General features: G+C 45.7%; 24 protein-coding genes. 4 read left to right on the top strand and 20 right to left on the bottom strand.

Annotation, left to right across the window (positions count from 1 at the left end; translation table 11 throughout):
• Nucleotides 1-16 precede the first annotated feature (16 nt).
• Nucleotides 17-976: a metallopeptidase family protein gene (locus tag DOM22_RS17360; protein ID WP_142701581.1), complete on the top strand. Its 960-nt coding sequence runs from the start codon at nt 17-19 to the stop codon at nt 974-976.
• A 95-nt stretch (nt 977-1071) separates the two neighbouring features.
• Here DOM22_RS17360 and DOM22_RS17355 read toward each other — a convergent pair whose 3' ends face one another.
• From DOM22_RS17355 to DOM22_RS17310, 10 genes are all read right to left on the bottom strand, one after another.
• Entirely contained in the window at nt 1072-1785 is a 714-nt protein-coding gene (locus DOM22_RS17355) for an ABC transporter ATP-binding protein (RefSeq protein WP_142701580.1), read from the bottom strand.
• Nucleotides 1785-2561: an ABC transporter ATP-binding protein gene (locus DOM22_RS17350; RefSeq protein ID WP_142701579.1), complete on the bottom strand. Its 777-nt coding sequence runs from the start codon at nt 2559-2561 to the stop codon at nt 1785-1787. The genes DOM22_RS17355 and DOM22_RS17350 overlap by 1 nt, the downstream gene beginning before the upstream one ends.
• Nucleotides 2536-3516, bottom strand: coding sequence for a branched-chain amino acid ABC transporter permease (locus DOM22_RS17345; RefSeq protein ID WP_246845728.1), 981 nt, complete (start codon nt 3514-3516; stop codon nt 2536-2538). The genes DOM22_RS17350 and DOM22_RS17345 overlap by 26 nt, the downstream gene beginning before the upstream one ends.
• The gene (locus tag DOM22_RS17340; protein WP_142701578.1) at nt 3516-4418 is read right to left on the bottom strand and encodes a branched-chain amino acid ABC transporter permease; all 903 of its coding nucleotides are present in this window, start codon (nt 4416-4418) and stop codon (nt 3516-3518) included. The genes DOM22_RS17345 and DOM22_RS17340 overlap by 1 nt, the downstream gene beginning before the upstream one ends.
• Before the next feature lie 22 nt (nt 4419-4440).
• Nucleotides 4441-5562, bottom strand: a complete 1122-nt coding sequence (locus DOM22_RS17335) for an ABC transporter substrate-binding protein (protein WP_142701577.1) — start codon at nt 5560-5562, stop codon at nt 4441-4443.
• Nucleotides 5563-5636: 74 nt separating this feature from the next.
• Nucleotides 5637-6626 carry a 6-phosphofructokinase gene (gene pfkA / locus DOM22_RS17330; protein WP_142701576.1) on the bottom strand — a complete coding sequence of 330 codons (990 nt, stop codon included), beginning with the start codon at nt 6624-6626 and terminating at the stop codon, nt 5637-5639.
• Between the two features lie 472 nt (nt 6627-7098).
• Nucleotides 7099-7371 (bottom strand): HU family DNA-binding protein, encoded by a 273-nt coding sequence (locus DOM22_RS17325; RefSeq protein WP_142701575.1) that lies wholly within the window; start codon nt 7369-7371, stop codon nt 7099-7101.
• Nucleotides 7372-7545: 174 nt separating this feature from the next.
• Nucleotides 7546-7791 carry a DNA gyrase inhibitor YacG gene (locus DOM22_RS17320; protein WP_246845727.1) on the bottom strand — a complete coding sequence of 82 codons (246 nt, stop codon included), beginning with the start codon at nt 7789-7791 and terminating at the stop codon, nt 7546-7548.
• Nucleotides 7792-7899: 108 nt separating this feature from the next.
• On the bottom strand, nt 7900-8640 hold the full coding sequence (locus DOM22_RS17315; RefSeq protein WP_142701573.1) for a hypothetical protein: 741 nt from the start codon (nt 8638-8640) through the stop codon (nt 7900-7902).
• A 177-nt stretch (nt 8641-8817) separates the two neighbouring features.
• A complete protein-coding gene (locus DOM22_RS17310) occupies nt 8818-9564 on the bottom strand; it encodes a prolipoprotein diacylglyceryl transferase (RefSeq protein ID WP_142701572.1) in 747 nt (248 codons plus the stop codon).
• Between the two features lie 102 nt (nt 9565-9666).
• On the opposite strand from DOM22_RS17310, the gene DOM22_RS17305 reads away from it, so the two are divergent.
• Nucleotides 9667-11097, top strand: a complete 1431-nt coding sequence (locus DOM22_RS17305; protein ID WP_142701571.1) for a cyclic nucleotide-binding domain-containing protein — start codon at nt 9667-9669, stop codon at nt 11095-11097.
• On the opposite strand, the gene DOM22_RS17300 is transcribed toward DOM22_RS17305, so the two are convergent.
• The 4 genes from DOM22_RS17300 to DOM22_RS17285 are packed head-to-tail and all read right to left on the bottom strand — an operon-like array spanning nt 11082 to nt 14399.
• On the bottom strand, nt 11082-11894 hold the full coding sequence (locus DOM22_RS17300; protein ID WP_142701570.1) for a metal ABC transporter permease: 813 nt from the start codon (nt 11892-11894) through the stop codon (nt 11082-11084). The two genes, DOM22_RS17305 and DOM22_RS17300, sit on opposite strands and share 16 nt — an antisense overlap.
• A complete protein-coding gene (locus DOM22_RS17295) occupies nt 11891-12457 on the bottom strand; it encodes an ATP-binding cassette domain-containing protein (protein WP_142701569.1) in 567 nt (188 codons plus the stop codon). The genes DOM22_RS17300 and DOM22_RS17295 overlap by 4 nt, the downstream gene beginning before the upstream one ends.
• A complete protein-coding gene (locus DOM22_RS17290; RefSeq protein WP_142701568.1) occupies nt 12454-13329 on the bottom strand; it encodes a metal ABC transporter substrate-binding protein in 876 nt (291 codons plus the stop codon). Before DOM22_RS17290 ends, DOM22_RS17295 begins: the two co-directional genes overlap by 4 nt.
• 8 nt (nt 13330-13337) lie before the next feature.
• On the bottom strand, nt 13338-14399 hold the full coding sequence (locus DOM22_RS17285; RefSeq protein ID WP_142701567.1) for a hypothetical protein: 1062 nt from the start codon (nt 14397-14399) through the stop codon (nt 13338-13340).
• Nucleotides 14400-14539: 140 nt separating this feature from the next.
• Here DOM22_RS17285 and DOM22_RS17280 point away from each other — a divergent pair, with 140 nt between their 5' ends.
• Together DOM22_RS17280 and DOM22_RS17275 are read left to right on the top strand one after the other, a co-directional pair.
• Nucleotides 14540-15835, top strand: coding sequence for a sensor histidine kinase (locus tag DOM22_RS17280; protein WP_246845726.1), 1296 nt, complete (start codon nt 14540-14542; stop codon nt 15833-15835).
• Nucleotides 15832-16359 (top strand): response regulator transcription factor, encoded by a 528-nt coding sequence (locus DOM22_RS17275; protein WP_142701566.1) that lies wholly within the window; start codon nt 15832-15834, stop codon nt 16357-16359. Before DOM22_RS17280 ends, DOM22_RS17275 begins: the two co-directional genes overlap by 4 nt.
• 32 nt (nt 16360-16391) lie before the next feature.
• Here DOM22_RS17275 and DOM22_RS17270 read toward each other — a convergent pair whose 3' ends face one another.
• The 6 genes from DOM22_RS17270 to DOM22_RS17245 form a co-directional block, all read right to left on the bottom strand.
• Nucleotides 16392-16844, bottom strand: a complete 453-nt coding sequence (locus tag DOM22_RS17270; RefSeq protein WP_142701565.1) for a hypothetical protein — start codon at nt 16842-16844, stop codon at nt 16392-16394.
• Nucleotides 16841-17872: a hypothetical protein gene (locus DOM22_RS17265; protein ID WP_142701564.1), complete on the bottom strand. Its 1032-nt coding sequence runs from the start codon at nt 17870-17872 to the stop codon at nt 16841-16843. Before DOM22_RS17265 ends, DOM22_RS17270 begins: the two co-directional genes overlap by 4 nt.
• Before the next feature lie 102 nt (nt 17873-17974).
• The gene (lspA, locus tag DOM22_RS17260; RefSeq protein WP_142701563.1) at nt 17975-18481 is read right to left on the bottom strand and encodes a signal peptidase II; all 507 of its coding nucleotides are present in this window, start codon (nt 18479-18481) and stop codon (nt 17975-17977) included.
• A 16-nt stretch (nt 18482-18497) separates the two neighbouring features.
• Entirely contained in the window at nt 18498-19094 is a 597-nt protein-coding gene (locus DOM22_RS17255) for a hypothetical protein (RefSeq protein ID WP_142701562.1), read from the bottom strand.
• 298 nt (nt 19095-19392) lie between these two features.
• Complete coding sequence (locus tag DOM22_RS17250; protein ID WP_142701561.1) at nt 19393-20916, bottom strand: sigma-54 dependent transcriptional regulator; 1524 nt, start codon at nt 20914-20916, stop codon at nt 19393-19395.
• The gene (locus tag DOM22_RS17245) at nt 20909-22789 is read right to left on the bottom strand and encodes an ATP-binding protein (RefSeq protein WP_142701560.1); all 1881 of its coding nucleotides are present in this window, start codon (nt 22787-22789) and stop codon (nt 20909-20911) included. Before DOM22_RS17245 ends, DOM22_RS17250 begins: the two co-directional genes overlap by 8 nt.
• Between the last annotated feature and the right edge of the window lie 85 nt (nt 22790-22874).

Here is a 22874-nt window from a genome sequence, read left to right as displayed (position 1 = left end):
TGGTAGAAGGGTCTATATGAAAACAAATATGTTCGCGAAAGTTATTTGCAGTGTGCTTTTAGGTGTGTCGACCGTTGCTTCGGCAGCAGGTTTAGACGTTCAAGGGGGAGTTACTGGTGGTGGCGGTAACACACTGACTTCCGGGTTTGCAACTCCAGCTGAAGTTGCGCAAATGATCCAAAACTCCAAAGATCAAGTTATTGCGGTAGCACGCATGGCGGGTGTGCGCATGCAGCTTTTTCCGGAGCAGTATTCCGATCAAGCTAAAGCGCTTTTCAAAGTTAAGAATCAATTGGAACAAAGAATCAGTGGCATGACGATTCAGATTCTGACGGACCGCCCTTGTATTGATGTGGATGGAAATGCACGTACTGGCGCTTGGGATGCGCGTAAGCCTGACATTATTTGTCTTTCTGCTGGCGATATCGCCAGATTTGTAGAGAGATCTGAAGTGCGCAATCAAGTCGCAGCTCTTATTCTTCACGAAGTTTCTCACAGCTTTGGTTTCGATGAAAATGCCGCGTATGAGTTTCAGCGTCGGATAATGCAAATGGTAACCTTGTCGAACGCTAGGGAAATTCCGCCATTTGAAAATAAAATTACCAACGTGCCTGCAGCATTGGGGCGTAATCTTATTTACTTCCAGAAGGTAGTCATCCCACAAATGAAAGCCTACGTGGCGGCGGCTCCAGAGAAAAAGTGTCAGGTTATGCAGGAAATTTATCTTCCTGATACAGAGTTCATGATGGGTGGTTCTTGGAGTCTTTTGGGAGTGGAAGCGGGCCTTAAATACGATAATTGGACCTCAATGATGTCGCTCTTTGCTAAGCGCTGCTATAATAATATGACCAAGAGTCCAGCGACTTATGCTGACGAGAGCTTCTTAATCAGTAACACCATCGCGATCGAACAAGATATTCATGAATCGTTGGGATTGTTTTCTGCATCCAACGGATTCAAAGTAGAAATTCACTAAAATAAAAAAGGCCTGTCCCCCGACGGACCTTTTTTTACGACGAGGTCGCTTTTCGAGCCTCGTCGTTATTGTTTCCGGGATTTGTTCTGCCTTAGTTAGACACCAAGATAAGCTTTGCGAACTTCGTCGTTGTTCAGCAAATTGATACCTGTGTCCTGCATGACCACGCGACCTGTTTCTAAAACATAGGCGCGGTGGGAAATTCTTAAGGCCAAACGGGCATTTTGCTCTACCAAAAGAATTGTCATACCGTCTTGATTCAACTTTGTGACGATCTCAAAAATCTGATTCACAATCAAAGGTGCCAAGCCCAACGAAGGCTCATCCAAAAGCAAAATTTCCGGTTTACACATCAAAGCACGGCAGATCGCAAGCATTTGCTGCTCTCCACCGGATAAGGTGCCGGCCATTTGCCACAGGCGTTCTTTGATGCGCGGGAAAAGTCCCAGGCACATGTCATAATCTTTTTTAATTTCGGCCTTGTCAGAGCGGTGATATGCGCCCATTTCCAAGTTTTCTTGAACGCTCATTTGCGGGAAGACGCCGCGACCTTCTGGAGACTGGGCGATACCCAGTGTTACACGTTGGTGAGTTGGAACTGTCGTCAGATCTTTCCCATGGAGTTCAATTTTACCTTGGGCGGGCACCAAGCCCGACAAAGCACGCAGAGTCGTCGTTTTACCAGCACCATTGGCACCGATAAGGCTTACGATCTCGCCCTTGTTCACATGAAAGGTGATGCCTTTCAAAGCTTGAATAGATCCGTAATAAACATTCAGGTTTTCAGCAGAGATAATCGGAGTGCTCATTAGTGAATTTCCTCAACACCCAAATAAGCTTCGATCACTTTTTTGGAATTTTGTACGTGCTTAGGGGTGCCTTCTTCGATTTTCACGCCGTGATCCAGAACCACTATGTTTTCGCAGATACCCATCACCAGTTTCATGTCATGTTCAATCAACAGAACCGTCAGATTAAACTTCGCCCGGATTTCAGCAATCGTTTCCATCAATTGATGAGTTTCCGAGTGATTCATGCCCGCAGCCGGCTCATCCAGAAGAATAATCTTAGGATCCGTCGCCAAAGCACGAACGATCTCAAGTTTGCGCTGTTGACCGTAAGGAAGACTGCTGGAAATTTCATTGGCTTTGGATTGCAGGGAGAATACTTCCAACAATGCCATTGCTTTATCGGTCATGTCTTTTTCGGATTTTAGAAAACGTTTGGTTTGAAAAAGAGCATCCATCAAACCGTATTCCACGTGTTGATGAGTCGCGATCAAAACGTTTTCCAATACCGTCAGGTTTTTAAAGAGACGGATATTTTGAAAAGTACGTGCGATGCCTTTTTGAGAGATTTGCCAAGGTTTTAAACCATGCACGGATTGACCATCCAAGCATACTTCACCCATTGTGGGTTGGTATACACCCGTCAGCATATTGAAGGCTGTCGTTTTGCCCGCACCGTTGGGACCGATTAAACCTGCAAGCTGACCTTTTTTAACTTGAAAGGACAAGTTATCGACGGCTTTTAATCCGCCGAACTGCATAGTGATACCTTTAGCTTCTAGCAGAACGTCGGACATATTTTCTCCACAAGTCAGTGATCTCAAGTTCACCCATGATTCCTTTAGGACGAAGGATCATCACAAGAATCAGGGACAAAGAATAAATAACCATACGCAAATCCACGCCAGTCCATTCTTGCAGCGGACGAAGTGCTTCAGGCAGGGATGTTACGAAAATAGCCGCGATGATTGAACCGGTCATCGAACCCATACCACCTAAAACAACCATGATCACGGCGTTCACACTTTGCAAGAACGTGAACGAGGAAGGATTGATGAAGTTCGTAAAGTGCGCAAATAAAGCTCCCGCGACACCGGCGAAAAAGCTGGAAAGCACGAAAGCACGTACTTTCATGCCAGTCGTATTAACGCCCGTCGATTCTGCAGCGATCTCGTCTTCGCGAACACTTAAGAAGCCTCGGCCCCAAGAAGATTTCATCACACGCCAGATCGTAAAGAAGCAGATCAAAATCCACAAAACAGCGAACGAATAAGACATATAGAAATTAGAGAACCCAGGAATGTTTGCGAAACCACGAGGGCCACCCAGAACATCCATATTTAGCAACGACACGCGAATAATCTCACCAAAACCCAAAGTCACGATGGCCAGATAGTCACCTTTCAATCGCAACGAAGGAAGCCCGACCAGGAAACCCGCCAAAGCCGCCGCAAGACCGCTTCCGATGGCAAAGATAAAGAAAGACACGCCTTGTAGTTCTGCTGGAAGAAAATTCCAATGAGTGGAAGCATAAGCCGTAAAGTAAGCACCGATTGCCATGAAGCCTGCGTGACCCAATGAAAACTGACCAGTGTAGCCATTTACCAGATTCAAGCTCATCGCCATCAGGCAGTTCACCGTAATGAACAAAACCATCAGCTGAATGTATTCATCGAAAGCAAATTGGAAGATCGCACCAACCGCTAAAACACCAAGCAAAGATAAAAGAGGATTCTTGAACGCGCGAATCATTAGACTTTCTCCACAGAGTATTTGCCCAGCAATCCGGCAGGTTTAAAGATCAAAATCGCAATTAAAATACCGAAGGCCAAAGCATCACGGTATGTAGAAGATAAATAAGCCACGACCATTTCTTCTGAAAGGCCCATGATAAGTGCGCCCAGTACCGCGCCACGAACATTTCCGATACCACCTAGAACTGCGGCAACGAAAGCTTTCATTCCAATCATCATCCCCATCAAAGGATCAATCTTAGGATATTTCATACCCACCAAAACGCTGCCGACACCAGCCAATGCGGAGCCGACGATGAAAGTGAAAGCGATAATTTTATCTGGATTTACACCTAAAAGACTTGCAACGGAGGCGTTGGCACTTACAGCGCGCATCGCTTTTCCAAGTTTGGTTTTATAGATCAGATATTGCAGTCCCAGCATCGCCAGAACGCTGACGACTAGAACTGTGATGTCGAAGGATTTCAACTCAACGTTGCCGAAGGAGAAAATCACAAAATCTTTCATGACTTCAGGAAAAACTCTGGGATTGGCTCCGAATAAAGCTTGGCCACCATATTCTAAAAATAAACTCACGCCGATGGCTGTGATCAGGATATTTAGTTTTGGTGCATTACGAAGAGGGCGGTACGCCAGTCTTTCAATCAAAAGACCCAAGATACTACATACAAGCATGGAGGAAATAAGAAGGATAGCGAGAGAGCCGATGCCAGGATTTGCTTCAATTCCAAAGGCACGGGCAACGTAGAAAGCCCCGAAGGCGCCCACCATGTAAACATCCGAGTGGGCGAAGTTAATCATTTTCAGGATTCCGTACACCATGGTGTAGCCAAGGGCGATCAATGCGTAGATGGAGCCAAGGCTGATACCATTAATCAAATGTTGTACGAAATCCTGCATGTCTGTCCTTCGTTAGTGGCCTTTACGGCGTCACTGTCGTGATGTACTTGCGATTTGGTCCGTCCACTTGAATCACCACAGCGCTTTTCACTGCATCGCGATTTTCATTCAAGGAGATCTTACCAGTCACGCCTGGGAAGTCTTTAGTTTTAGCCAGTTCATCACGAATCGATTTGCCTGACAAGTCTGCAGAACGCTCAATTGCGCCAGCCAAGATTTTTGCGGCATCGTAACCCAAAGCCGCCAATGCGTCCGGAGTTTCGTTGTATTTCGCTTTAAATTTTTTGATGAACTCAGTCACTGCAGGATCTGTTGACTCAACCGTGTAGTGATTGGAGTAGTAGTTACCGTTGATAGCTTCTTTTCCGATTTCATGAAGTTTATCGGAATCCCAGCCGTCGCCACCCATCAATGGAGCTTTGATGCCCAATTGACGCGCTTGTTGTGCAATCAAACCCACTTCAGTGTAATAACCGGGAACATAAAGTGCTTCAGGGTTTTTAGAGCGGATTTGAGTCAATTGCGCTTTGAAATCGATATCGCCGGCTTGGTAAGAAACGTCAGCTACGATCTCGCCACCACGTTTTTTGAAATCAGTCAGGAAGGCGTCAGCTAAACCAACAGAGTAGTCATTTTTAACGTCGCGAAGGATAGCAACTTTTTTGATTTTAAGATTTTCGCTGGCGAATTTTGCCATCACAGAACCTTGGAATGGATCGATGAAACAAATACGGAAAACATAGTCACCGATTTTAGTCACATCAGGATTTGTGGAAGCTGGGGAAACAAAAGGGATACCTTTTGCCTGTGCAATCGGAGCAGCAGCTTTAGAGCGACCGCTGGCCACGCCACCGATAACTGCAACGACTTTGTTTTGTGTGATCAAGCGAGTTGTCGCAGCAGCGGCTTCCTCGTTCTTACCTTGATCGTCCATCGTTTTTAATTCAATTTTTTTACCTTTGATACCGCCAGCAGCGTTGATTTCATCAAAAGCCAAACGAACACCTTTGTTAGAGCTCAAGCCAAAAGTGGCATCGCTTCCAGACAAGGAGTCGTATTCACCGATCACAATTTCATTTTCTTTTTTTGTACAGCTCGCCAGTAAAGGAAGTACTAGCAATAGGGAAAGTACCAGACGTTTCATATTGACCTCTTTTGTAATTCTAAAACCTGAATAGCGTTTAGAATTCAAGTATCTACAAAAGAGGTCAAGAGTTTTTAGGTCGCTAAAACACTTGCAAGACTGATCAAGTCAAGATGCGCTTTTCTTTCATTCTTTGTTACAATATCGAGAGGAACTTCAATCAATTTTTCGCCTTCAGTGCCGATCATGATGTCGCAATGACCTCGCAGCAATGAATCCACAGCGGCAGCACCCATGCGGCTTGCAAGAATGCGGTCAGCAGCAGTCGGCGAGCCACCACGTTGTTGATGTCCTAGGATGCAAACTTTTGCATCCCAGCCCGTTTTCTTACGAATAGCATCCGCTAAATCATAAGCGCGGCCTGGTTTTTGGCCTTCCGCTGTCACAAGAATAGAACTCGTTTTGCCACGAGCAATACCGTCTTTGATGCGGTCCACAGCTTTATCAACAGTCGTCAAAGATTCCGGTGCGAAAATTTCTTCCGCACCGCCGGCAAGACCCACAGCAGAAGCGATAAAGCCGGAGTTGCGACCCATCACCTCAACGATGAACAAACGGTCATGAGAAGCCGCTGTGTCCCGAATTCTGTCGATGGCTTCCAGCGCCGTATTAACAGCAGTATCGAAACCAATCGTTTTATCAGAACCGTAAACGTCATTGTCAATGGTACCCGGTACACCGACGATAGGAATTTGATGTTCTTCCCAAAGAGCATGAGCACCGCGGAAGGAACCATCGCCACCAATACAAACCAAAGCATCAATGCCATGAGCTTTCAAATTTGCGACAGCTTTCGTGCGACCTTCAGGTTTGGTAAATTCAGTCGAGCGCCCTGTTTTAATAACAGTCCCACCACGCTGAATGATGTTGGCAACATAACGTTGGTCGATCGATTCGATGTGATTTTCGATCATTCCAACATAGCCTTGCATGACTGCAAAAACTTCGAGTTTGTTTGCGATACCTGCACGAACTACGGCTCTCAGAGCTGCGTTCATTCCCGGCGCATCGCCACCACTTGTATACACACCTAGTCTTTTGATCTTTTTATTGAAAGTTGCCATGAAGGGAAGATTAGCTCTGGGCGCCGGAAATTTCAAAGGGAATCCCCTGTGGAGCGTGTGTTCCGCGACACGCCATCGTGGCTCAACCGGTGCTCGCCTTCGGCGAGTTCGCGGATGACAAGGGCTCCTGCCCTTGTCCCTACGGGCTAACGCGCAAAAATAGCATCCTGCTATTTTTGTCCGGGCGCCACCGGAGGTCGCTGCACTCACGCTCCACAGGGGATTCCCTTTGAAATTTCCTCTTCAGTGCTAAACTCTTCGATGGAGATTAATAAATGGATATGGAGCGGGGTGTTGTTTCCTGCGTTGGTGGTAGATCCTGTGGAGTGCACGGGGTGAGTACGTTTTTTGGAGTCTTGTGGGAACAAGAAGTTTTTGGGTGAGTGGGTGAGTGGGAGAGTGTGATTTTGGGAATAAAAAAAAGGCGTTCTTGCGAACGCCTTTTTAAATCAGTGATTAGTTGTAAAACTAATTACTTAACCATTGATTTGAATTCAGCGCCAGCGCGGAATTTTGGAGCCCATGCAGCTGGAATTTTGATTGCTTTACCAGTTTGTGGGTTGCGACCAGTGCGAGCTTTGCGTTTAGCTTTTGTGAAAGTACCGAAGCCAACAAGTTTAACGTCGTCGCCTTTTTTAACTGCTTTTTTGATGTTTTCTACTGCGCAGTCAAGGATTGCTTCAGCTTGAGCTTTAGAAACTTTAGTTTCGCCAGCGATTTTTTCGATCAATTGAGCCTTGTTCATTTGAACTCCTCTTTAGTGACACATGTGTGTGTCTCAGTTGTTTAAAATCCTGATGATAAATTCTCGTCTTCCGATGACTTTCAAATAACAAATTAAAAACTCTGCTTCGTCAACGGCTATTTACGAAAAAGGCTCGTACAGCCATTTTCACGAAATCTCTTTTTGGTGTAAGGATCAGTGTCGTGGATCGTTGCTACCATCTTCATCATCGTACGCGTCGTCGATGGAAGTTAAAGAATCACTTGAAGATTGATTGCTCACGGGAATGCGATATCCCTCAGAGGCCCACTCACCAAGGTCAATCAGGCGGCAGCGTTCAGAGCAAAAAGGGCGCGCAGGATTTTCAGGTGAGTACAAAGCAGGCTTGCCACACTGTGGACACTTTACCATTTTACCTTGGGGTTTTTCAGATTCACTCATGGTAGGATATTTGCGCAGAGTTGAAACGAGATCAACCGATTGTGCACCTTCGCCATGAGACTTGCGAAGTTACTCCAATCGGTTGTTTTAAATTCAGTTCATTAACTATTAGTACTTTTTAAGTACGCCTGTCGCGAACACAGTGCCTTTGCCGTTAGCATCTGGATAAGCAAGTTGGTAAGAAACCTGGCTGTCGTTGATGGAGCCGTTTGGTACTTGAAGTTGGATCAAGTGCAAACCACCACCATTCATCGAAGAACCATTTGTGCGGATTTCAAATCCTTTGTTTTGGTTGATCAAGTTGTAAGTCGTATTTTGAACCAAAGCCAATGGGTTGTATGCCATACCGCCACCATTGATACCAATGTTAAAGCTGAAGTACTGCTGAGATGGAATCGCCGTGAAGTACAAAGATGGTTTCAAGCTGTTGCTCATATCAAGTTGCACCATCAAAGAACCCGTCGTCCATGAGCTGCAATTCGCATAACCTGTGTTCCAACCCCAAATCGTGCGATCACATACTGCCATCGCTTCTTTAAGGAATTTTGCATACACAGTTGTATTCGTGATTTGCAGATTACCTGTTTCCTGAGTTACGACTTGCACCGGCATGCGTGTGTAGTAATCGATTTGGAACCAATATTTATAGTCACCAAAACGCATTGTCGTAACACCAGGGCTTACGATGTTACCGTTTGAAGTAACACAGTATTGGCCGTTCCATGTAGAGCCGTAGTTACATGTCGGGATTGCAGCTGCGCCGCCACCACCGCCACTGTCATTGTTGCCGCAACCAACAAACGTCAGCATTGATGCCGTCGTTACTAATAGTAGGATGAGCTTTTTCATAAATACCTCTCTCATTAAATAAGCTTCTTCACTACAGATGCAATACACGGGACGTGCCACTGCCAACTATGCGCAGAGATTTGTTATTTGCGATTTGAGAGGGGTGGTGGTGTTGAACTCTTTAGACACTTCGCCAATTTGTGTCACCTTTTGTCTAAAGTCTCAACATGAGACACTTTAAACCTTGGAATCCACGGGCTTTTTTAGAAGCAGTGTTAAACCAAGAATAATGATCCCCCAGCTAATCCAGCTGGAGATAGAGAAGCCCACATTAGGACCGCGGAAATCATCGCGGAAGGACTCCATAATAAGGCGACCACTTCCATGAAGAATCATCCATACATAAAAGAGTGTTCCCGGAGTCTTAAAGAACTTCCATTTCGGGCGGGATTTTTCCAGGCCGAGGAGGACCATGACCACGCCCAATTCCCACATAACGGCATAAAGCTGCGAAGGATGTTTGCCTGCAACGGCCCAAGGAAGGTCGCAGGCGCGCCCATAGCAGCAACCCGCTAGAAAACAGGCAATACGACCCAGGCCATAACCCAAGGCTAATACTGGGGCCAGCAAATCCAGGTAATTTTCCATCAGATCTTGCTCTTTGAAATACAGGTATGTGATTCCCGCAAAGGCCGCCAGCAAAGCACCTCCGTAAAACACGAAACCACCATCCCAGAAATAAAGGATGCGCATCAGATTGTTTTGATAATAGCTGAAACTTTCATAAAACACGTGAAACAGGCGTCCACCAATGAAACCAAACACCATGATTAGAAGACTTAGGTCGAGTGTATGTTGGACAGAAAGCTTCTGTTGCTGACTCCGTCGTGTGACCCAGATAAGGCAAATTGCGACCACAATACATATTACAAGATAATATGTGGGAACGTGGATTTCAGATGAGATTTCGATCGTTGGAAACACAGTACTCCTGACACCGACGATAGACTTAATTTTTAAAAAATTCCGAAGAATTTTCAAGCGAAACTACCCATATACAGATGTCTGACTACATAATTGTAGCATATGAAAATGCACCCAGCAGATATAGTTCAGGAAATTAAGGGCTACTCCTTTTTCAAATCATTTAGCACAGACCTGTTACTGCAAGTAGCAGCGATGATGCACAATGAAGTGTTCCCTGCTGGGACAGTGGTGCTTAAAGAAGGCCAAACCAATCGCAATTTGTATTTTCTAAGATCTGGAAAATTGGAAATTTCTTTGGCCGGTGAAGTGCTGGCTTCTTTTGATACTCCCGGTGAAGTTTGGGGCGAGATGAGTGTTATCACCTCAAACCCTGCTTCCACGTCGGTTCGCGCGGTCACTGAAGTAACATGCTATGTGATCAAAGACGAAGACTTTGCCCACGTTCATCCTAAGGACAAAGACCGTTTTCAAGCATTGCTATATCAAATCTATTGCATGATTTTGACCGAGCGCCTGATTAAAACGAACGAAAAGGCTCGGTTGTTTGAAATCCTGAACCGCGAATTGCATGAAGCCCAGAATGCTTTGCAACGTGGCGCAGGCGGCCGTGTTCTTTTGATCGAGCCAGATAAAAAGCAGCAAATGCCACTTCGTATGGCCTTAGGTAGTACGGGTGTTCATTTGGATATCGCGAGCGATGCGGCTCAAGCTGAGGAGCTTTTAAAAGGTGGCAAATACGATGTGGTTGTCGGTGAAGACAGCTGCGTTGATGTGCTTCGTAAAGTTGAAGAGCAAAAACTAAGTCCAAATGTGATTCTCTTAACCAGCCACGATGTTCAGGGCAACCTGGGGATTTTGGTTCCGAATCGCTTTATCAAAAACATTATCTCCCGTGATGCTGAAGACAAAAATGCGACCATTCGCTTTGTCTTGACGGCACTGGGTAAGCTTTTGAATAAAGATCTATTTGGTATCGACAAGTACCTTACTTGGGGTGTGGATATTCAAAAAAGAGTGGTCACTCATTCAGGCCAGCGTGAACAGTTGCGCGACGATATGTGTTCTTACCTGAAAAAAGCAGGTGTGCGTACGTCGGTTATTGATCGCGTGAATACGGTTGCTGAGGAAATGCTGATGAATGCGATTTATGATGCTCCCGTGGATTCCCATGGCAAAGCCATCTTTAATCACGTCAGCCGCAAACAAGAAGTTCAGTTGGAAACTCACCAACAATCTGTCTTTAGATATGCGACGGATGGTGTGATGGCAGCAGTGGCGGTCGTCGATCCATTTGGTGCTCTTCAAAGAGACGTGATCATCGATTATCTGCAAACTTGTTACAATGGCACAGCGGGCAGCTTGAATACCACTAAAGGTGGGGCAGGCCGCGGACTTCATCAGATCATCGAGAATTCAGATTTGACGATTTTCAACGTCAAACAAGGTGTGCGCACAGAAGTGATTTGTCTGTTCAATTTGGACGGTCAAAAGCGCTTGGCTCAACCGTCTTTCCATTACTTCTTCATGTAAGTCAGAATACCCACTACAATCTGTCCCAGCATCACACAAGGAACTGTGGGCAGATTGGTAGATAATAGGGAAATCAAGAATCCTAATAAGCATCCCACAATTGAAATCACCAAAACTCTTTGAGTGTAATTTTTCAAATTACGGCTTCGTTGCGAAGCAAAGCTTGTCGCAATAAACAGTGAGCCCATCGTGAACAAATAGCCCATGCTTTGAATGGCAACTGTCGTGATAACCAGCGTTCCCACATCAAAGAGGCGATTTTTCCAATGACGGTGAATCAAGCTTTGATTCACCAATTGAAAACTGATTTGAGTCAGATTTCGCCAATTCATCAAAATAAAAACCATGAATAGAACTGCCGCTAACATCGCAATCGCCGCCGCATTGTCACTCATAACGGCCAAATCACCAAAGTAAGCGGCCGCCATATGGCTTTCCAGTGACGGAGTCAGGGACGACATCAGATACGTCAAAGACAGGAACAAAACAAATAAGGTTAAGTACACGTGATTGCGGTCGGACTTTCTTTGAATCAAAAGATCGGAAAGAACCAAAGTCAGGGCGCCGACTCCCAAGCCACCAGCAAGGCTTAGCCAGTGAAAATCAGTTCCCAACAAAATATTTAAAACTAATCCTAATACGATACCCAGGGAAGAACCTTGTCCCAAAACGAAGATCTGCGAGCTTTTTTCGCGCGCGGTCCACTGGGCACCAATCAGGCACAGTGTTCCCGCCATCAAAGTGCTGGCGGGAAGTGACCACTTGTAGATTCCTAATAAAGACAAAAACTCTGTCATTGAATCTCCAGGAAGCGCATGCGAGCGTGGTTTTGAGTCAATGAACGGTGAGACACCAGGATCAGTGCACTTTCCGGATTTTCGTTTAAGAATTGCAGCAGTCCTTGTTCCAGTAAAAGGCCTGCATCTTTATCGACGTGATTAAAGGGCTCATCCAAAATCAGAACCTTGGGCTTTTTCGCCAAAGCCGCAGAAAACAATATCTTCTGACGTTCACCACCACTGGCTGTGTTCCATTTTTTATTCAGATCAAGGCCGGCCAGCAAGGGAGACGACGTCGCTTCGCCCAGCATGTCCGCCAAAGTAAGAGGTAGATGGAAATTTAAATTTCCCAGCTGTGGCAGGTATTCGATTTCTTCATTCTTAACGGCAAAATCAAATTTGCCGGAATAATAAGCATGCAGCTTTAACAGCGTTTTCAAAATCGTGCTTTTTCCGGCGCCATTTTCACCGCGCAGGAAAAGAATATCCCCCGCGTGAAGTTCAAAATTCACCGCAGGGGAAAGTTTCGTGCCTGATTTACTTAAGGCGCAGAGATTAGAAACGCTTAAAAGCTTTTTCATGGAATAGATTTTACCAACAAGTTTTGCAAAGCCTCAATGGTCTTTGCGTCACCTGATGATTGAACATAGGAAGGCACAGTAACAACAGGAATTCCTGAAAGCTCCGTGAAACGCTCCAATGTTTGATGGGGAGCAGAAGCTGTCGCGAACAAAACTTGGACTTTGTTCGTTTTGGCAGCTTGGGCCACCTGAGCAATGCGAGTCGCGGAAGGCGGCATTCCAGGTTTTTCCTCCAAAGAACCAGCCGAATCCAAACCATAGGAATTAAAGAAGTACGTAAATTCCTTGTGGTACTCCATCACTTTTACTTTTTTAACTTTCGCTTTCAGCTGAGAGTGCAAAGTCTCCATTTGCTTTTTGAATGCATCATAATTTTTCTGATAGACAGCTGCATTTGCTGCGTCGACCGCGGAAAGCACGCGGACCACTTCAGCGCCGGATTCTGCGACTTTCAGCGGATCCAAAGTGAAATGCGGATTTCCGTGTGGGTGTACGTCGCCTAACGAACGATTGATCACGCCCGTGGGAATTTCCAAAGGCTTGATTGCATTCCCCAGTTCACAAAAGCCCGCGCCACCAGATTGAACTTTGGCATTGGCGGCTTTTTCTAAAACTTTTGGCAACCAACCGATTTCTAAATCAAGGCCCACGGAGCAAACCACATCCGCGCGATTTACTTTCAAAATATAATCCGGGCGAGCATCTGCAAAGTGCGGATCTGTCCCACCGGAAAGCAAAGACGAAACCTCGACATTATCCTGTCCAATCGCTTTCACAATTTCGGCGACATCAGGCAAAGTGGCCACGACTTTGATTTTTGCAAAGGCATTCACGGAAACGAAAAGCAGAAGAATAGAAATCAACTTATTCATAATCACCTCTAAAATGCGTGAGCCGGGTGGGCGCCAAGGATCGCAATGAATTGCAATTCAAGAACGCGGTTTGTTTGGTCTGATTCCAGAGCGATATGGTTTACTTCGTGCGTATACGCCAAACGCCAAGTCACAAATTCCGAGTTTCTGAAAGTCACTGTTGGTACAAACGCATAATCCAAGTTGTCGCGGTGATCTCCGTCGTCGTATTTTAAACTCATGTCGGTAAATGCATCCAGGCGAAGACCCAGGAACCAACGTTCATTGAAACCATACTCTGGATAAAAGTAAGCGCCCATTTTATTCGAACGATCTGTCAGATCACTGTTTTGCACCTGATTCCAAATTTCTGATTGGAAATACCAGCGATTGAATTTGCCTTCTTTTTGCTTAAAGACCAAATCAAGGCCCGTTAGTTGCGTTTGCAATCCCGTGGCATCGGTGCGACCCAAATAGTTTAAACCGATTTGCAGACCGCCATTGTCACCGATATTAAAGAATGTTGAAGGACGGATATAATGAACCGGCGCCTTGGGTCTTTCCGGAGTATCGTCCTCATGCCATTTGTAACCATCGGTCACACCCACTGTGACATCAAAATAGTGATCTGTTGGCAGAATGTAAGTCGCTTCTGCTCCCGTATCGTGAACGCCTTCATCGGCAAAGAATTCAGATTGTACTTTCGGTGCCGAGATAAAGGCCCAATCATGTTGATGGAATTGATTCAGTCGTCCCACGCCCAGGAAAAACATCCCGACTTTAAAACGCAAATTCGGAATCAATTTCGAAGAAGAGATATAACCTTCATGAAGTTCAGCATGGTATTCGCCATCTTCGTTGTGGGCTGCAAAATTGATCAGGGCATCAAACGTTGGATCCACAGGGGCGTAAAGCATCAGCTCTGCGGAACGAATTCCCAATTGGTTTTCCGAAGAATCATCAAAATTAACTGGCGCGGTGGCATCGATCGCCGCAGAAAAATTTAAATTTTGCACCAAAGGTGAGGCCGTTTGGGCATAACCCCCAGTGCTTGCTAGGCACAATGCTAAAGGCAATAAGTATCTCTTCATTCAAATCCTCCAGGGTCTGTCAGAATTAGCGTTTAACGTGGACCATTCTTAAACGCAAGTAATTTGCAATTAGAAACCCAAATGATATTCGCGGGTGCGTCAGTGCAGCGGATAGTTGCGGAAATACGCAAGAGCTTGCTGTGTCTCCCTCTCTGGACTATGAAAAGCCCATGTTATCCTCTGTCGTTAAATCATTTTGGCCCGACACATCCTTGATTCAGGGAATCGTGCGTTTCCGATGGATCGCGATCATTTTCATGATGGTCGGCACCGTTCCTCTTTTGGAGTCTGGATACTTATTAAAAGAGCAGCTCTTTTATTTTATGGCCGTGGTGGCATTGCTCGCGGTTTTCAATGGTCTGACTCAAGGTATCTGGAGCAAAACTTCCGCCGCGAAAGAGCAGTCGTTATTATTTGTTCAGCTGTTGGTGGATTTGCTCGCAGTGGCGGGACTTTTATTTGTCAGTGGATCTGCGGCGAATCCATTTATCGCTGTTCTGACTTTGCACGCTTTTTTGGGAGGGATGCTTCTTAGAAATAAGCGCAGTCTTTTATTTGCCGTGATTCTTTTGGGCCTACTGGCAATCTTGCAAAGCGAGACGAACAAAGACCTTGCTGTGACGTTGAATGTGGATCGCAAAGAAATGGCTTTCCATTTTCTTTTTCAATGGGTCGTTGTGGTTGGTGCTTGGTTTGTCGCGCGTTTGTTTTCCGTTTTATTGGAAAAACAGGAAGAGCGCATTCGCAGTTTGCAAAACCGCCAACACCGCGCCGATCGTCTGAAATCTTTGGGAGCTTTGGCAGCAGGGTTCTCCCACGAAATGGCGACACCGCTGAATTCCCTGAAACTTCGCCTTGATCGTGGCGTTCGCAAGCTGGGTGATCCCGTCGCAGCCCACGCTGAAATTCAACAAGCCCAGTTGTCATTGGATGAGTGTATTTCAATCTTTCAAAAAATGGTGGGCGTCTTTGCCACATCCGCTGATGGTGATTTGCAAAAGCTCAATGTTCATTCTGTATTGCAAGACATCGTTCAGTCCTGGGAAGCCGATAATAAAATCACTTTGAAAAAAGAATGGGCTCCGGGGGAACTATTTTGCCGTCTTCAGCCGCTATCCTTCGCCCAAACAGTCTTCGATCTTTTGGATAATGCTAAAGAAGCTTCGGTGTCGGCCTCGGAAATTTCCTTGCGTGTATATCAAAATGCCGGGGAGATCGTGATCGAAGTGGTCGATGCAGGCTCCGGTGTGGCTTCAGAAATTATCGAACGCTTGGGTGAGCCGTTTAATACAAACAAACAAAACGGTAACGGCTTGGGGGTTTACTCGGCCATGATGACGGCGCAGTCCATGGGCGGCGAATTTAGCCTTCGTAATAACAATCCCGGCAAAGGAGCGACGGCACGTCTGTCGATTCCTTACGAGGAGTCGAAATGAAAAAAAGCGTTCAAAATCTTTTACTGATCGAAGACGACTCTCGCTTAAGAGATGTTCTGCATCAGGAGCTGGAAGAGCGCGATTTCGTCGTGCAAAGTTTTGCAGAACTTCCTAACTTGGACCGCGTGAATCCACCGGATGGAGTTTTGCTGGATCTGCGTGTTGGTAATGACAATGGTTTAGATTTTATTAAGCTGCTAACGGCAAAATTTCCTGGCGCTCGCATCGTGATGATGAGTGGCTTTGGATCGGTGGCTTCTGCGGTAAAATCCATGCAGCTGGGGGCCGAAAACTTTCTGGCAAAACCTGTGACACCAGATATGATTGTTCGTGCTTTTACCGAGGAGCAGGTTTCTGAGGCTCCTAAAGATGAATCCGAGATCTCTTTGGCGCGTATGGAGCGGGAGTATATTGATTACGTTTTGAATACTTCGAATGGAAATATCACTCAGGCCGCAAAAAAATTGGGACTTCACAGGCAGAGCCTGCAACGCAAGCTCCGCAAGAACATTCCCAATAAATAAGAAAAGGCGCCTTTAAGCGCCTTTTTCTGATTCTATCTTTCTTTAAGATTCAAAAGGCGCGATTGGCCTTTTTCTTCGCTCATAAAGAACATGACTTGTCTGGTCTGATCACCACGAGCAAAGCTCGAGCACAAAGTCGCTTTGGATTTCGCTAAAACTGCTTTATCGATGAATTCCAAATCAGATGCGGGGCAAGCTGCCGGATAGCTGATTTCCACTTGTTGTTCAAACCAAGTCAAAACCAGATCACGGTGTTTCTGTTTCAAAGATTCAGAAAGCAAGTCTTTGCTGCAGGCGCGGATGGCGTCTGGGCTTGTCCCTGATTTCACACAGCCAATCAAAGACGAAAGGACTTTAATTTCCGCAGAATATTCCGTGTTTGCAGTCATTCTGTTTTTAGTCGGAGCTATCTTTGTCGCTGGTTTCATCGTCACCGCGAAAGACATTTGGCTAATCAAAAGAGAGATAAGAATTACGTATTTCATCGTGTCCCCTGTGTAGGTTGAGGCGTTTCAGTCGTTTTAGGTGCGCGTTTGCTATATTTGGAAGTCCCAAGTTCTTGAGCAGAAATTTGTGCCGAGTGACGAGTGTTATCGGCCTCGGGTTTGGCGTTCAGGCATTTCTCAGAAAGAATCATAGGAGCCTTATCGCCATAGTACTTTTTCATTTTCACACAGTCGTTCGGTGAAACCGGACAGACATAGCGCTGAGTTTTACCATTTTTCAAAGCTGTTTCTTCCAGTTCTGTGGCGCGCTCGACAACGGAAGTCGCCATGTCATCAGATTTAAAGTCACTGCAGTTGATCGCTTCGTCCCAAGCAGGATTTACGTAATCAATAAAATCAAATTGGCGAACTTGCGTCCATTTATCGTTCTCACATTTAAAGTACGGTACATCACCTTTATGCAGATTCAGCCAAAAACGAAATCCAGAATAGTTCGCAGCAAGGTCGCCGTGGGATTTGACTCCCGTCGCTCTTAGGCCGAATCCGCCTTCCTCCAGGCCGACGCCATATTTCAAGGCCGCCGCCGTACCTTCACTAGGTGATTGTCGGCTTTCATATTCTTTATAGTATTCCCAACCCTGATCGATAAAATGACCAAATTTATCTGCGCCCACATATTGGCCATTTAAATTTACGGAATCATTAAGACCCGCAAACGTCATCATGAAGCCTGACAATTTGGATTTGGCACTTCGCTTGGAATAAATGTTATCAGACGGAGATTTATGCTTTTTCACTGTATCCGAATCCGAAGCAAATTCTTCCAGTTTCCCCACGACCCAACCGCCCAAGGTGTCGTGAACTGCTGTGACCAGTTTGTCTGGATTGCAGCCTTTGCCTTCTAGTTTTGCTTGAGCCTCTCGAAGCATGCGATTCACTTCGTCGTTCATCGCATCCCGAGAGTCGGGCAAAGATTGATAGCGAAGGGTGTAGTTATCCACTTCATAGGCGATACAAATAAGAGAAATCAATGAAACGAGCGCTACGAAAAAACGACTTTTTTTCATAGATAAATTTTCGGCGGTGAACGGAAATATGTCTAGGTCCAGGGCTAGTCCTGTTTGCCAAATACCGAATCCATAAAGTTTACGGTCAAAAAAAAGGCGCCTTTAAGCGCCTTTTTCTGATTCTTTCTTTTTGCTGTTTTCCAGGAACATTAACAGAAGTAGGAGTCCCACTCCGCCCACGATCGCCATGTCAGCGATATTGAACGCAGGCCAGCTCCACTTTCCATAGATATGGAAGTCCAGGAAGTCGATCACATAGCGGAAGCGGATGCGGTCGATATAATTCCCGATCGCACCACCAAAGATGCTGGAAAGAGCGACGATTTGTTTCGTGTCTTCGTTTTTCACCCCGCGCAAGATACCCATGATGATGATCAATGCGATAGGTGGCATACTTAGAAAGAACAACTCGCGGAAGGAAGGATGGCTTTCTGCCAAAAATCCAAACGCCGCACCAAAGTTTCTAACGTAAGTAAAATTAAAGAAGTTTGGGATCACAACAACAGATTCACCCAGGTGAAAGTGTGTGTGAATATAGAGTTTCGTTACTTGGTCTAAGGCGACCAAAAAGCCTGCAATCGCTGCCAGCCAGATGTATTTTTTGTTCATGTGTGGGCCTCTTAAACTATTTTAGCATGCCTTTAGACTTCACATAACCGATTTTTACGAGCATGCGCAAGGCTTCTAGTTCAGAACTCAAATTGAACTCGTCTTTGACTTCCTGAATCATTGATTTAGTCCCGCAATCAAAAAGGACCATCACATCGGAATCTTGAGTTGTCGCCGTCAGGGTTTTCTCTGTGTAAGAGACTTGAGTTTGAGGAACCATCGTTGGCGCCACGTGAACCACTTGTGGTTGCGCAATCGGCTGAGCTTGCAAAACCTGTTGAACGGGTTGTTGCGGAATGTGCTGTTGTTGCTGAACGGGTTGTTGTTGCGAAGCTTGCTGATGATAAGTCGCACCGGTTCCATGATTTTGGTTGGGACGATCCAGCTCGCCCATCATTGCTGATAAGCTTTTCAATTCGGATTTGAAATTCTTGATACTTGGGCGCTCCAAAGCGCTTTCACCATCACGCACCGATTTTAGGTAAAGACTTACCAGCATATCAGGAGTTGTTGCGATCTCCTTGATATTAGAGTTTTGCGACATCAGCCATTGGTAGGCTTTCAGCAGCGTCTCTTTTGTGTAAGCCTGCGGTGGCAAGGGATTCATGGTCATGTCTTAGAATTTCTCCGGGGTCGAGGGGCTGACGTTACAAATTTCACAACATCGAGTCAATGTATCGTCGACATGATTCTTAAACAAATTGTGCTTAAAAAACGTGCAACACTAGATCTGGTGATTGTTTTTGGATTAAATAACTAGAGGCGATGCAGAAACCGATTTTTTATTGATAACTTTCACTTGCATTCAGGCCGGCACTTTTAGTTAGGCACCTATTTTTATCGCGTATCGGCCGGAAATAAAAAAGGCCTTCCGGGAATGGAAGGCCTTGCTGGAGCTGAAAAGAATGAAATTAGTTTGCGTAGTCTTTGGCGATAATTCCGTATTTTTCAATTTTGCGTAGCAAAGTTTTTTTCGGAATGTTCGCGTGAAGCGCTGTTTGATTGATGCGACCACGGAAAGTTTTTAGTGCCTTGATGATAAACTCTTTTTCGAACGCTTCTTTTTGCGCGTTGAAATCAAGATTCTCGCCAGAGTAAGGAACAATCTCTTCACCTTCAAGGTCTTCAGAGTCGATATCACTTCCAGCATTTTCATCGTCTTCACCCAAACTCACATGCGCTTTTGCTGCTTTAACGATGCCAGCAGAAGCCACGTTCTGAGCCGTTTCAAACGGTGAAAGATCGATCAAGTTAGTACCTGTTGCGATCAACAAAGCCTCTGGCAAAGATGCCAAAGTGATCAAGTTGCTCGTTTCCAGAACGAAAGCATGTTCAATCACGTTCTCAAGCTCACGGATGTTTCCTGGCCAAGAATGTTTTTTAAGAACCGCCATCGCATCCGGAGTAATACCATTGATGCGTTTGCCTTGAGCTTGATTGAACTTCTTGATGAAGATGTTGATCATGTGCTCAAGATCATCTTTACGCTCTTGAAGAGCTGGCAAGAATATAGGTACGACGTTCAGGCGATAGAACAAGTCTTCACGGAAAGTTCCGGCTTTGATCATGTCCTCCAAAGGACGGTTTGTCGCAGCAATGATACGTACGTTGCTGGCGAATTCGCGGTTCGAGCCCACAGGAGTGAATAGTTTTTCCTGAAGAACGCGCAAGATTTTAACTTGCATCAATTGAGGCATGTCACCGACTTCGTCCAAGAACAAAGTGCCACCCTCAGCGAATTGGAATTTACCGATTTTACGTTGATCAGCGCCAGTGAACGAGCCTTTTTCGTGACCAAATAATTCAGATTCAAACAAGTTCTCTGGAATTGCAGAACAGTTGATCGCCACGAACTTTTCGTCTTTGCGAGCCGAGTTGAAATGGATCGCTTTTGCGACCAACTCTTTACCTGTACCGGAGGCACCACGGATCAAAACCGGAGTGTCCACTTTGGCAAGGCGGTGGATGATGTTAAATACTTTCTGCATTTGGGATGTGTGACCGATGATCTTGCGACCTTCTTCAACCATCACAGGGGCAGAGAATGCGATATTGGAAATCAAGTTGTGAGCGTTCACGGCTTTATCGATCAAAGCTAATAGTTCATCACCCGCAACTGGTTTGGAAAGATAATTGTAAGCACCGTCTTTAACGGCTTGAACAGCATCGTTCAAAGTGGCATGCGCGGTCATCACCATCACGATGATACCAGAGTCGTATTCTTTGATAGCGCGAAGAGTTTCCAGGCCGTTTAAGCGAGGCATGTCGACGTCAAGAATAACAAGGTCGTACTTAGTCGTACCGGCTTTAATTTTTTCCATGGCGTTGATGCCATCGAATGCTTCGTCGACGTCAAAACGTTGGTTGGATGTAAGGGCTGTCTTAACTGAAAGTCTCAACCCTTGATCGTCGTCTACTACCAAAACCTTAAGCATTTACGCCCCCTTGTTCCATCGGCAGTTCTACCGTAAATGTGGAACCTTTTCCATCTTTCGACTCCACAAAGATGCGTCCCTTGTGTAGTTCTGTAAAATATTTAGCCAAGTAAAGGCCCAGCCCCGAGCCTTTTATCTGCGTGCTCTTTACGTTTTTGCTTCTAAAGAACTTCATGAAAATATTATTCAGTTCGTCCTCGGGAATTCCCGGTCCCTGGTCAGAAACCTGAATGACAACTCGTTCATCCCTTTCCTCACTGGTGACCAGGATTTTCGTGTCATCCGGGCTGTACTTGATCGCGTTTTCCACCAGATTTGAAAGCACTTGGCGCATCAAATCCGGATCCATACGAATAGGGAACAGCGGTTCAAGCTCTGACACGATCTGGATGCGTTTTACTTTCGCCAGGAACTCATGCTTACGGATTACTTCCTGAAGGACATTGTTGATGTCCTTGGTTTGCATGTGCAGTTCCACGCCTTCGCTTTGAATTTTTCCGTAATTCAAAATCGAGCTGATAAATTTCAACAGATCGTCAGAGGAATGCTTGATCGTATCCACGGCTTCGCGCTGTTGCGTGCTCAATTGCACCTGATCAGCCAAGATCACATCCGTCATCCCTTGAATCCGCGCAATCGGTGTCTTCAAATCGTGGGACATCATCGAGATAAAATTCGTCTTAAGCTCTTCGACCTGACTCAAAAGTTTATTCTTTTGATAGTATTCCCAGCTGCGACGGTTTTCGATGATCAGACGGTAAGGGATAAAGAAATAGTAAACCAGGAAACCCGCCAACAACGGAGCCGCCATGGTGATCCACCAGCCGAATAACCAGAACAAAGTGAACGAAATAACCGAAAATCCTGTCAGTGTTCCAACTAAAATCACCAAACCCATTGCCGGGCTCATGCTCAGGACGATTTGAATTGCCAGGATGGAAATCAAAGTCAGCAGGATCCAGTTCACATAGGTTGGCATTCTGACCGGGCTGGAGTTACGGATCAGGGTATCGATGATATTTGCCTGCATTTCAATGCGGGTCATAGCCGAAGGAATACGGCTATAAGGAGTCAGAATATAGTCTGACTCGCTGATATTTAAATCAGTCCCGATGATAACGATTTTATCTTCGAATTTAGTCCAATCCACTTTGCCATTGGCCAGATCGTCGAACACGGTCGACGGGAAGGAGCCAGGTCGACGGTAGTCAATAAAGGATTGCTTGGTATCATAGAAATCAAAGTAACCGCGGATTTTTCTAAAATCTAAAACATCAGGATTATAGAAGCCCGCCAAAGTCACAGGAAGCATCATTGAATCCTGATAGGACAAAAGCATGCGGCGAGTGACGCGGTCTTTGGCAAAGTTAATAGTATCAGAAGTTTTTGGAGCCGAAACCATGCGCACATGATCAAACGGCAGAGGTAAATAGAGGCTGCGCTCCTCGCCCTTTAGTGGGGTGTCAGGAGTTGCCACATAGACATTGGTGCTTTGAACGATAAGGTTCGCCCATTCCGCTTTGTCTTCTTCACTGCCTTGGGCGTCGTCGATCGCAAAATCATAAACCACAGCACGCGGGTGAGCGGCCAAAAGGTTATAAAGAATCGCTGTCTGGTCCTTGGCGTTCGGTTGACCTTTGAAAGCCTGAACTGTTGAGGGTTTGATGTAAACCAGTTCAATTTTTTCAGAAGTTCTTTGGAAGAGCTGCGAGCGGATGCGGAAGTCATAAAGCCATGACTCCACATAGTCCAAATTGATTTGCGCAATAAGGAACGCCATGATCATAGCTAATACAGCTCTGATCGCGTAAACGCGGTATTGCACTGGTTTCGAGGAGTTCGTTGTTTCCTCGAATGGACTTGGCAGTTTCATATTGTTTTAAATAGCTCCAGGTTATTTAGCTGATTACTTAACTGGGATGCATTCGCTGGCTGTGGGTACGGCAGAAAGCACGTTG

The organism is Bdellovibrio sp. ZAP7 (assembly GCF_006874645.1).
Classification (GTDB): domain Bacteria; phylum Bdellovibrionota; class Bdellovibrionia; order Bdellovibrionales; family Bdellovibrionaceae; genus Bdellovibrio.
This window is presented reverse-complemented; position numbering and strand designations above follow the sequence as displayed.